The organism is Mycobacterium sp. TH-M103, from assembly GCF_057473785.1.
The window spans coordinates 1-10,334 of the sequence record NZ_JBYCLG010000074.1 but is presented as its reverse complement, the minus strand read 5'-3'; the positions used below and the strand labels follow the sequence as shown (position 1 = coordinate 10,334).

Here is a 10,334-nt window from a genome sequence, read left to right as displayed (position 1 = left end):
GGAACTCGCGCGCCGAGGTCGCCGAGATCGCGTTCACCGCGTTCAGTTCCAAGAAGGCCAGTAAGCAGGTCCCGGGCCGGTTGGTGGTGCGCCGCATCCCCGACCTCAACCACCGCAGCCGCGACGGGCAAGCCACGCTGTTTGACACCTGGCGCTTCCACGCGTTCTTCACCACCAGCGCCCTGGCCACTGTCACCGCCGACAAGACCCACCGCGGTCACGCGATCATCGAACAGGTCCACGCCGACCTCAAAGACTCCGCCCTGGCGCATCTACACTCGGGGCGATTCGCCGCCAACGCCGCCTGGCTGGTGCTGGCGGTGATGGCGTTCAACCTCACCCGCGCCGCAGCCACCATCGCCGGGCCCCGATTGGCCAGGGCCCGCACCGCCACCATCCGCCGCACGCTGATCACGGTGCCGGCGCGGATCGCGTCCTCGGCCCGCCGCCTGACCCTGCACCCACCGCAGGGCTGGCCATGGAAATCAGCGTGGAACACCCTGTTCGACAGCCTGTTTCGCCGAAACACACCGATCATCGCCTAACCCACGCGCTCCCACCGACCCTCAACGCGAAAGACCAAGTGGAACAACCCGACACCGAGGTCGGGCGATCACACACGTCCAACACCGCAGCACACCCAGTTCAAGACGCACAACCGAAATCGACTTCAGACCGATAGCCCATCGGTGGATTGAGGCTAAACGGCGCGCAACCCCGAAAGCACCTCGTCGACAACCGAATCCGTCGCCACCGGCACCTGCTCGCCGGTCGTCAGGTCCTTCACCCCGACCGTGCCGGCCTCCAGGTCACGGTCGCCGGCGACCAGCGCAAAACGCGCACCGGAACGGTCGGCGGCGCGCATCGCGCCCTTGAGCCCCCGGTCGCCGTAGGCCATGTCGACGCGCACACCGCGGGCGCGCAGCCGTGCCGCCAGCACCGCCAGCCGCAACTTGGCGGCCTCGCTCAACGGCACTCCGAACACGTCGCAGCGCGTCGTCTCCCCCGCGCTCTTGCCCTCGGCGCGCAGCGCCAGCAGGGTCCGGTCGACACCGAGCCCGAAGCCGATGCCGGACAGATCCTGGCCGCCGAGCCGGTGCATCAGGCCGTCGTAGCGGCCGCCACCGCCGATGCCCGACTGCGCGCCCAGGCCGTCGTGCACGAACTCGAACGTGGTCTTGGTGTAGTAGTCCAGCCCGCGCACCATGCGCGGGTTGATGACGTAGGGCACCCCGAGGGCGTCCAGGTGGGCCAGCACGGTGTCGAAGTGGGCCTTGGCGACGTCGGACAGATGGTCCAGTAGTACCGGGGCGTCGGCCGTCATCGCCTTCACCTCGGGCCGTTTGTCGTCGAGCACGCGCAGCGGGTTGATCTCGGCGCGCCGGCGGGTGTCCTCGTCGAGATCGAGCCCGAACAGGAACTCCTGCAACAGCTCCCGGTACTGCGGGCGGCAGGTCTCATCGCCCAGTGAGGTGATCTCCAGCCGGAACCCGTCGAGCCCCAGCGCGCGGAAGCCGGCGTCGGCGACCGCGATCACCTCGGCGTCCAGCGCCGGGTCGTCGACCCCGATCGCCTCCACGCCGACCTGCTGCAGTTGCCGGTAGCGCCCGGCCTGCGGGCGCTCATAGCGGAAGAACGGTCCGCCGTAACAGAGCTTGACCGGCAGCGCGCCGCGGTCCAGACCGTGCTCGATCACCGCGCGCACCACCCCGGCGGTCCCCTCGGGCCGCAGCGTCACCGAGCGGTCACCCCGGTCGGCGAAGGTGTACATCTCCTTGGACACCACGTCGGTGGACTCCCCGACGCCGCGCGCGAACAGGGCGGTGTCCTCGAAGATGGGCAGCTCGATGTCGCCGTACCCGGCCCGGCGGGCGGCGCCGAGCAGGCCGGAGCGCACGGCCACGAACTGCGCCGACTCCGGCGGGAGATAGTCCGGCACCCCCTTGGGCGCCGAGAACGCCGTAAATTCCGTCACGGGCTCAGGCCCTCGATGAAGGGATTGTGCCGGCGTTCGGCGCCGATGGTGGTGGCGTTGCCGTGCCCGGGCAGCACCACCGTCTTGTCGTCGAGCACCAGCAGCTTGCCGGCGATGGAGGTCAGCAGGTCGCGGCCGCTGCCGCCGTGCAGGTCGGTGCGGCCCACGGAGCGCTCGAACAGCGTGTCGCCGGTGAACACCACGTCGGCATCGGCGTCGCCCGCCTGCGGGACCCGAAAGACGACCGAGCCGCGGGTGTGTCCGGGCGTGTGATCGACGTTGACGCTGACACCGCCCAGATCGAGCTTGTCGCCGTCGCGGTCCAGCTCGACCACCTGCCTGGGCTCGCGGAAGAAGGCCCCCGCGACCACCTGCGCCAGCCGCGGCCCCAGGCCGTAGATCGGGTCCTTGAGCATGAACCGGTCCTCGGGATGGATGTAGGTCGGGCAACCGAAGGTGTCGGAAACCTTCTGCGCCGACCACATGTGGTCGATGTGCCCGTGGGTGAGCAGCACCGCCGACGGCGTCAGCCGATGCTTGTCGAGGATGCGGCGCAGCGGGCCCATCGCACGCTGCCCCGGATCGACGATGACGGCATCGCTTCCGGGCCGCTCGGCCAGGACGTAGCAGTTGCACTGCAACATCCCGGCGGGAAATCCGGTGATCAACACGGTTCCCAGTTTCCCATGGGGCCGCGTGACACCCGTCGCGGCGCCCGCATTAGCCTGAGCAGCCTGAGCTTTCTACTCGGCCGCTCATCACCAAACACGGAGGCAAACCGGTCGTGCCGACCAACGAACAGCGACGTGCCACAGCCAAACGCAAATTGGAGCGGCAGCTCGAGCGCCGCGCGAAGCAGGCCAGAATGCGCCGGATCTTCGTGATCGCCGCCGGCGCGATCGTGGCGGTGGCCGTGATCGCCGGCGTGGCGTTCGCGGTCATCAACAACCGCCACGACCACCGGGGCACCACCGCCGCACCCGCCACGACGACCACCAGCAGCCCGGCGCAGACGACCACGACCGCGTCCCCGCAGCCCGGGGCTGTTCCGCCGTTGCCGCCGTTCAAGCCGTCGGCCAGCCTCGGCGCCGACTGCCAGTACCCGGCGACGAAGACGGCGGCCGCCAAGGATGTCAAGCCGCCGCGGAGCGGCAAGGTGCCCACCGACCCGGCCCAGGTCAGCGCCAGCATGATGACCAACCAGGGCCCCGTCGGCCTCCTGCTGGCCAACAACGAATCACCCTGCACCGTCAACAGTTTCGCCAGCCTGGCTCAGCAGAAGTACTTCGACGGCACCAAGTGCCACCGGCTGACAACCTCGCCGACGCTGGGCGTCCTGCAATGCGGCGACCCGGCGGGCAAGGGCACCGGCGGCCCCGGCTATCAGTTCGCCAACGAGTACCCCACCGACCAGTACCCGCCGAACGATCCCAAGCTCGACGAGCCGGTGCTGTATCCGCGCGGCACGCTGGCGATGGCCAACGCCGGGCCGGGCACCAACGGCAGCCAATTCTTCCTGGTCTACAAGGACTCCGAGCTGCCGCCCCAGTACACCGTGTTCGGCACGATCCAGTCCGACGGGCTGACCACGCTAGACAAGATCGCCAAGGCCGGCGTCGCCGGCGGCGGCGAGGACGGGCCGCCGGCCACCGAGGTCACCATCAAGTCGATCATGCTCGACTAGGGCGCCGGCCTCAGGACGCGGACGTCACCCGGTACACGTCGTACACACCCTCGACGTTGCGCACGACGTTGAGCAGGTGCCCCAGATGCTTGGGGTCGCCCATCTCGAAGGTGAACCGGCTGATCGCCACCCGGTCGCCCGACGAGGTGGTGACCGACGCCGAGAGGATGTTCACCTTCTCGTCGGCCAGCACCCGCGTGATGTCGGAGAGCAACCGGTGCCGGTCGAGCGCCTCGACCTGGATGGCCACCAAAAACACCGACGACGCCGACGGCGCCCACAGGACCTCGATGATGCGCTCGGACTGCTGCTGCAGCGACGCGGCGTTGGTGCAGTCGGTGCGGTGCACGCTGACCCCGCCGCCGCGGGTGACGAAGCCCATGATCGCGTCGCCCGGCACCGGGGTGCAGCACTTGGCCAGCTTGGTCAGCACGCCCGGGGCGCCCGGGACCGAGACGCCGACGTCGTCGTTGCTGCGCGGGCGGCGCAGCATGGTCGCCGGTGTGGACCGTTCGGCGAGGTCCTCTTCGGCCTGGTCGATACCGCCGAGTTCGGCCAGCAGCCGCTGCATCGCGTGCTTGGCCGATACGTGCCCCTCGCCGATCGCGGTGTAGAGCGCGGACACGTCGGCGTAATGCAACTCGCGGGCAACCGCCCCCATGGATCCGCCGTTCACCAAGCGTTGCAACGGAAGTCCGCCGCGGCGCACCTCGCGGGCGATGGCCTCCTTGCCGGCCTCCAGGGCTTCCTCGCGGCGTTCCTTGGCGAACCACTGCCGGATCTTCGCCTTGGCCCGCGGCGACACCACGAACTGCTGCCAATCCCGCGACGGCCCCGCGTTGGGCGCCTTGGACGTGAAAACCTCGACGACCTCGCCGTTTTCGAGCTTGCGTTCCAGCGCCACAAGTCGCCCGTTGACCCGCGCGCCGATGCAACGGTGACCGACCTCCGTGTGCACGGCGTAGGCGAAGTCCACCGGTGTCGACCCCGTCGGCAGCGTGATGACGTCGCCCTTGGGGGTGAAGACGAAGATCTCCTGCACCGCAAGGTCGTAACGCAACGACTCCAGGAACTCACCCGGGTCCGCGGCCTCACGCTGCCAGTCGAGCAACTGACGCATCCAGGCCATGTCGTCGATCTCGGCGGCCGCGTGGGGATGCGGAATGCCGTTGCGGCCCTTGGCTTCCTTGTAACGCCAGTGCGCGGCGATGCCGTATTCGGCGGTGCGGTGCATGTCGCGGGTGCGGATCTGCACCTCCAGCGGCTTGCCCTCCGGGCCCACGACGGTGGTGTGCAACGACTGGTAGACCCCGTAACGCGGCTGGGCGATGTAGTCCTTGAAACGACCGGCCATCGGCTGCCACAGCGAATGGACAACGCCCACCGCGGCGTAGCAGTCGCGGATCTCGTCGCACAGGATGCGGATACCGACCAGGTCGTGGATGTCGTCGAAGTCGCGACCCTTAACGATCATCTTCTGGTAGATCGACCAGTAGTGCTTGGGGCGGCCCTCCACGGTCGCCTTGATCTTCGAGGCGTTGAGCGTGTTGATGATCTCGGCGCGCACCTTGGCCAGGTAGGTGTCCCGCGACGGCGCGCGCCCGGCGACCAGGCGGACGATCTCCTCGTACTTCTTGGGATGCAGGATCGCGAACGACAAGTCTTCCAGCTCCCACTTGACGCTGGCCATACCCAGCCGATGGGCAAGCGGGGCAATCACTTCCAGCGTCTCGCGGGCCTTGCGCGCCTGCTTCTCCGGCGGCAGGAAGCGCATGGTGCGCATGTTGTGCAACCGGTCGGCGACCTTGATCACCAGCACCCGGGGGTCGCGGGCCATCGCGGTGATCATCTTGCGGATGGTCTCGCCCTCGGCGGCGCTGCCCAACACCACCCGGTCCAGCTTGGTCACGCCGTCGACGAGGTGACCGACCTCGTCACCGAACTCCTCTCTCAAAGCCTCGATCGAGTACCCGGTGTCCTCGACGGTGTCGTGCAACAGCGCGGCCACCAACGTAGTGGTGTCCATGCCCAGCTCGGCCAGGATGTTGGCGACGGCCAGCGGGTGGGTGATGTAGGGGTCGCCGGAATGCCGGATCTGCGTGGCGTGCCGCTGGTCGGCGACCTCGAAGGCCCGCTGCAGCAGCTGCATGTTCGCCTTGGGATAGATCTCCCGGTGCACCGCCACCAGCGGTTCCAGCACGGGATTGAGGGTGCTGCGCTGCGCGGTCATCCGTCGGGCCAGCCGGGCCCGGACCCGGCGGGACGCGCTGCTGCTGGTCTTCGGCGTCTCGCCGGGCGGCTGGGGTGTGCCGCGCGACGATTCGGGAGCGGGATCGTTGCGCAACGCGTCGTCGGCCGGCGGCGGCACAGTCTGCGCCATGCTCTGGTCGTCCGCCACGTCGGTCACCTCCGACCTTCGAGGATATCGCCTCGGCGGCGCGAACAGGCTGACTGGCATCCCTGCGCCTGCCCGTTACACGTCGGCGGACGGCGGGCGGATGGCGGAGGACGACCGAGCAAGCGCCAAGCGACTGAAGGTGCTTGCTTCGGGGTTGCACCAGCTGGCGCCACATGCGCGACGGTCGGCGCGTATGTGGCCGCCGATGCCAGGCCGCCGTCCGTGGTCGGGCCTAGCTGGGCGTCGTCCGCGGCGATCGCCGGCAGCGCCGCCGCGGCGGCAGGCCAGGACGTAGGGGCAATCGGCAAACACATCGTCACCCGCGGCGCGGACTATGTGGATGCCGCAAAGGCCTACGCCGCCAACGACCGGGGTAACGCCGAACAGTTGCGTCGGCTGGTGGGCTGATGATCACCGGAGGCTGGCCGACGCTTTCGGGAGTCGAGGCCTCCGACTTCGCCTACTTCGGGGCGCTCGCCGGATATCTGGGCAGAATGCGGCCGAACGCCGAGAGCGCGCTGCAGAAGCTGGCCGAGGATGTTCAACGCCCCGGCGGAGTGTCGTGGGAGGGCGCGGCGGGGGATGCGGCCGCTGGGCGGGCGGCCGCAGACCTCGTGCACGCACGCGAGAGCCTGACCATGAGGATCGTGGCGAATGTCAATGAAGGCCGTTCAGACGTGCCTGGCGGCGGCCAGAAGGGAGTGATCACTATGTATCCGCTTGAGGGCGGTAGCGGAGTACTTTTACTCGGAAAGGACTGGACATGGACCCCGCCTTGGGTGAATAAGAATGTTCCCATCAACTAAAGACACCGGCCCGGAGAACGCGTTTGCTGCAGTGGTGCTGCATAACTTGCTGGGCTACATCGAAGAGCAGAACGCGAAGGGGTTTAAGCCCTTCCACGTCTCCCACGCCTGGACCCAGGGACCCATGATGTACCTCGTCTACTCCGCGCCGCCGTCTGACATCACCAGGGGACTCGTCCGCGACACCAGACGTTCGCTCATCGACCGGGGTCATTGGCCGTCCCAGGACGAGGCGGTGCTGTACTACTACCTACTTGATCTCGAGGAGCGGCAGCCATGGGGGTCTCGCCGGAAGACGGGCGAACCGGACACCATCTTGTGGGACGGCTATCCGCTCAACGATGATCTCCCACAGCGTCCAGCCGATATTGCCAGTGTGCATCGTTACACACGACCGGCCCAGGTCGCCTCGGTGCAGCGCGACAAAAGTCAGGATCGGCGCGTCGTCAACGAGCCCCGCCGGTACGCAGATCCGTTCTGAGCTCTGCCGCAACGTGGCAAGTCGTGCGCCGGCCCAACCTAACGGCTAAACCCGACTCAGGCTGTGCACCGGCAGCGGTGCGACGGCCGCGCGACCGCCCAGCGAGCCGAGCTCGACCACCACCCCGGCCCCGGTCACCCGGGCGCCGGCGCGTTCCATCAACCGGGCCGCGGCGGCGAGCGTGCCGCCGGTGGCCAGCACGTCGTCGACGAGGAAGACGCTGCGGTCGCGCAGGTTGAGCCCGTCGGCGGGGATTTCGATGCAGGCTTCGCCGTACTCCCGGGTGTAGCTCTCGCTGAGCACCGGGGGCGGCAGCTTGCCGCTCTTGCGGATCGCCAGCACGCCGGTCCCCAGCCGGGTGGCCACGGCCGCCCCCACCAGGAACCCCCTGGAGTCGATGCCCGCGACCAGGTCTGCGCCCGACACCATGCCCGCCAGCGCGTCCGTCACCGCCGCCAGCGCGGCCCGGTCGGCGAACAGCGGGGTGAGGTCCTTGAACTGCACTCCGGGCTCGGGAAAATCGGCCACCTTGCGGGTGAGCGACGCGATGAGGTCGGCCAGGGCGGCCTGGGAACCCAGGGCAGCGATCGTACCGGCACGAGTCACTGAAACCTCATTGCACTAGGGCCCATCGGTCCATGTTCCAGCCCGCGCCCCAGCGGGTCGGATTCCTGGTCACCGCGTACATCTTCTTCGACCTCAGCAGCGTGCGTTGCTGTCGATAGAGGGGCAGAGTCGGCATGTCCCTCCACAGTACCGGCGCGGCCTCCCCCACCAGCCTGGCCCGCTCGGCGGGGTCGGCCGACACGGCCAGCGCGCCGATGATGCCGTCGATTTGAGCGTTCGCGAACCCGGACAGGTTGTTGCCGTTACCGCTGTGCAGGTCGTAGGCGTCCATCGCCGACGACCCGGTCGATCCGCTGCCGCTGGCCCCGCCGGTGCTGGCCAGCAGCACGTCGATCTTGCCGTCCCGCAGCGCCTGCGGCCCCGGCGAGTCCAGGGTGACGTTCGTGACGGTGATACCGGCCGCGGCACACGATTTGGTGATCGTCCCGACGGTGACCGCCAGCCGCGCGTTGGGTCCGTGGTAGCCGATCCGCACCGTCACGGGTCCGGCCCCGTGCAGCTCGTCGCGGGCGGCGCCGGGATCGGCCCTGCTGAAGCGCTCGGCATCGGCGCCGGCCTCCCCGCGGGCGACCGCGTCGTCGGTGGCCGGCTCCAGCCGCGAGTTGGCGATCGGCACCCCCGCGTCGCGCGCGATCGTGTCGCGCGGCGTGCACAGCGCGAACGCGCGGCGCACGCTGGTCAGCGCTAGCGGCCCCGCCGGCGCGAAGATGAGCTGTTCGATGCCGTCGGACGGCGAGTCGTCGCGGTCGTAGTCGTCCGGGGTGACCAGCGCCCCGGCCGAACCGGCCGCCACGTCGACCACGTCGACGCTGCGGCTGTTGACCCGATCCTGGATGTCGGCGCCCTGCGACCGCACGATCACCCGCTTGGTGATCGCCCGCGGCCCCCACCACCGGTCGTTGGCGACGAGCACCACCGCGCCGCGGTCCAGCACCGATTCGATCTTGTACGGCCCCGACGACGGGAAACGGCGGAGATCGAGCCCGGGCTTGAGGTCCCAGATGGTGTTCCACAGCCGTGCGATCTGTTCCACCACCGGCTCGTCGTTGTTCAGCAGGGCCGCGGTCACGTCGGTGTGCAACTGGTCGGCGATCACGTGCGACGGCATCATCGAGGTCGCGGTGAACAGCTGCGTGTAGTCGACGACGCCGCGGTCCGGGGCGAAGGACACGCGCGCCTTCTTCTGACCCGGCTTGCACTCGACGTTGGCGATGTCGACGTAGCCGCCCCGGGTGGCCGCGTCGAAGCCCGGAAACCGGCCAGACTGGGCCGCCCAGGCCAGGACGAGGTCGTCGCAGGTCACGGGCTTGCCGTCGGAGTAGACGGCCTTGTCGGCGAGCTGATAGTCGAGCACCAGCGGCGCGCCGTCCACGACCGAGACGGTGCCGAAGTCGTGGTCGGGGACGACCTGCCCGTCCGGCCCGTGGTAACCGAAGCCGGTGAGGGTGCGAGCGAAGGCCTGGGCGCCGGCCGACGCGGCGCCCACGACGGTGTTGGCGTTGTAGGTCAGCAGCGGTCCGTCGACGACGTAGTCGACCTGCGAGGCGGCGCTGCCGGAGCATCCGGTGAGGGTGGCTGCCCCCGCCAGCACCGCGGCCAGAGCAACGATCGCCCATCCGCGCCAGCCGGCCATGCTGACTACCGCCGGCCGGCGTTTCGCTTGCCGCTCGGACGCCGGGTGCCGGTGGGCCGCACGGGCCGGGCGCCCGGGGCGGGCTTGCTAGGGGCCGGCTTGCCGGACCCTGCGGCTTCCGTGTCAGCTTCCGTGTCGTCCTGCGCGGGTTCGGTGTCGCCGGCGGATTCCGCCGGCTCGGTCGTCTCGGTGTCGTCCCCGGCGCCGCCGCGCCGCCTCATGACCCGGCGGGTGTGCGTGCGCACCAGCTCCGTGCGCTCCCGCAGCGTGACCAACAACGGCGTCGCGAAGAAGATCGAGGAGTACGTGCCGATCACGATGCCGATCAGCTGCACCAGGGCCAGGTCCTTCAGGGTGCCGACCCCCAGCAGCCACACCGCGACCACCATCAGCGACAGCACCGGCAGCACGCCGATCAGGCTGGTGTTGATCGAGCGCATGAAGGTCTGGTTGATCGCGAGGTTGGCCAACTCGGCGAAGGTGCGCCGGTTGGTGTGCTGGAAGCCGTGGGTGTTCTCCTCGACCTTGTCGAACACGATGACGGTGTCGTAGAGCGAGAACCCGAGGATCGTCAGCAGGCCGATGACCGTGGCGGGGGTGACCTCGAAACCGACGAGCGAGTACACGCCCGCCGTGACGGTCAGGTCGAAGAACATCGCCGCGATCGCCGACAGCGTCATGTAGCGCTCGTAGCGCACGGTGATGTAGAGGGCGACCAGCGCCAGGAACA

11 protein-coding genes are annotated in these 10,334 nt (G+C 69.1%); 5 read left to right on the top strand and 6 right to left on the bottom strand.

The features are described 5' to 3' along the window. Positions 1–545: transposase (locus AC2VOR_RS04410; RefSeq protein ID WP_486963263.1), on the top strand; the 545-nt coding region annotated here is incomplete at its 5' end. A gap of 155 nt (positions 546–700) precedes the next feature. Here the strand turns inward: AC2VOR_RS04410 and hisS are convergent. Together hisS and AC2VOR_RS04400 are read right to left on the bottom strand one after the other, a co-directional pair. Then, complete coding sequence (gene hisS, locus AC2VOR_RS04405; RefSeq protein ID WP_369739256.1) at positions 701–1,975, bottom strand: histidine--tRNA ligase; 1,275 nt, start codon at positions 1,973–1,975, stop codon at positions 701–703. Further along, positions 1,972–2,646 carry an MBL fold metallo-hydrolase gene (locus tag AC2VOR_RS04400; RefSeq protein WP_369739257.1) on the bottom strand — a complete coding sequence of 225 codons (675 nt, stop codon included), beginning with the start codon at positions 2,644–2,646 and terminating at the stop codon, positions 1,972–1,974. Before AC2VOR_RS04400 ends, hisS begins: the two co-directional genes overlap by 4 nt. A 113-nt stretch (positions 2,647–2,759) precedes the next feature. Here AC2VOR_RS04400 and AC2VOR_RS04395 point away from each other — a divergent pair, with 113 nt between their 5' ends. Beyond that, complete coding sequence (locus AC2VOR_RS04395) at positions 2,760–3,659, top strand: peptidylprolyl isomerase (protein ID WP_369739258.1); 900 nt, start codon at positions 2,760–2,762, stop codon at positions 3,657–3,659. A gap of 10 nt (positions 3,660–3,669) precedes the next feature. On the opposite strand, the gene AC2VOR_RS04390 is transcribed toward AC2VOR_RS04395, so the two are convergent. Continuing rightward, positions 3,670–6,057 carry a RelA/SpoT family protein gene (locus tag AC2VOR_RS04390; RefSeq protein ID WP_369741651.1) on the bottom strand — a complete coding sequence of 796 codons (2,388 nt, stop codon included), beginning with the start codon at positions 6,055–6,057 and terminating at the stop codon, positions 3,670–3,672. A gap of 222 nt (positions 6,058–6,279) precedes the next feature. Between AC2VOR_RS04390 and AC2VOR_RS04385 the strand changes: the two genes are divergently transcribed. From AC2VOR_RS04385 to AC2VOR_RS04375, 3 genes are read left to right on the top strand one after another with little or no spacing between them, the layout of a single operon-like run. Beyond that, the gene (locus AC2VOR_RS04385) at positions 6,280–6,465 is read left to right on the top strand and encodes a hypothetical protein (RefSeq protein WP_369739259.1); all 186 of its coding nucleotides are present in this window, start codon (positions 6,280–6,282) and stop codon (positions 6,463–6,465) included. Further along, on the top strand, positions 6,465–6,863 hold the full coding sequence (locus AC2VOR_RS04380; protein WP_369739260.1) for a hypothetical protein: 399 nt from the start codon (positions 6,465–6,467) through the stop codon (positions 6,861–6,863). Before AC2VOR_RS04385 ends, AC2VOR_RS04380 begins: the two co-directional genes overlap by 1 nt. Next, on the top strand, positions 6,847–7,344 hold the full coding sequence (locus AC2VOR_RS04375; RefSeq protein WP_369739261.1) for a hypothetical protein: 498 nt from the start codon (positions 6,847–6,849) through the stop codon (positions 7,342–7,344). Before AC2VOR_RS04380 ends, AC2VOR_RS04375 begins: the two co-directional genes overlap by 17 nt. 45 nt (positions 7,345–7,389) lie before the next feature. On the opposite strand, the gene AC2VOR_RS04370 is transcribed toward AC2VOR_RS04375, so the two are convergent. The 3 genes from AC2VOR_RS04370 to secF form a co-directional block, all read right to left on the bottom strand. Continuing rightward, positions 7,390–7,932: an adenine phosphoribosyltransferase gene (locus tag AC2VOR_RS04370; protein ID WP_369741652.1), complete on the bottom strand. Its 543-nt coding sequence runs from the start codon at positions 7,930–7,932 to the stop codon at positions 7,390–7,392. Between the two features lie 25 nt (positions 7,933–7,957). Beyond that, positions 7,958–9,604, bottom strand: a complete 1,647-nt coding sequence (locus tag AC2VOR_RS04365) for an ABC transporter substrate-binding protein (RefSeq protein WP_369739262.1) — start codon at positions 9,602–9,604, stop codon at positions 7,958–7,960. A 5-nt stretch (positions 9,605–9,609) separates the two neighbouring features. Beyond that, on the bottom strand, positions 9,610–10,334 hold a 725-nt coding region (gene secF, locus AC2VOR_RS04360), incomplete at its 5' end, for a protein translocase subunit SecF (RefSeq protein WP_486963262.1).

What these genes read in the sequence shown, in the direction of transcription:
- AC2VOR_RS04375 (WP_369739261.1), top strand. Translation starts at nt 6,847, where the DNA reads ATGTTCCCATCAACTAAAGACACCGGCCCGGAGAACGCGTTTGCTGCA.
- AC2VOR_RS04365 (WP_369739262.1), bottom strand. Translation starts at nt 9,604, where the DNA reads ATGGCCGGCTGGCGCGGATGGGCGATCGTTGCTCTGGCCGCGGTGCTG.
- AC2VOR_RS04380 (WP_369739260.1), top strand. Translation starts at nt 6,465, where the DNA reads ATGATCACCGGAGGCTGGCCGACGCTTTCGGGAGTCGAGGCCTCCGAC.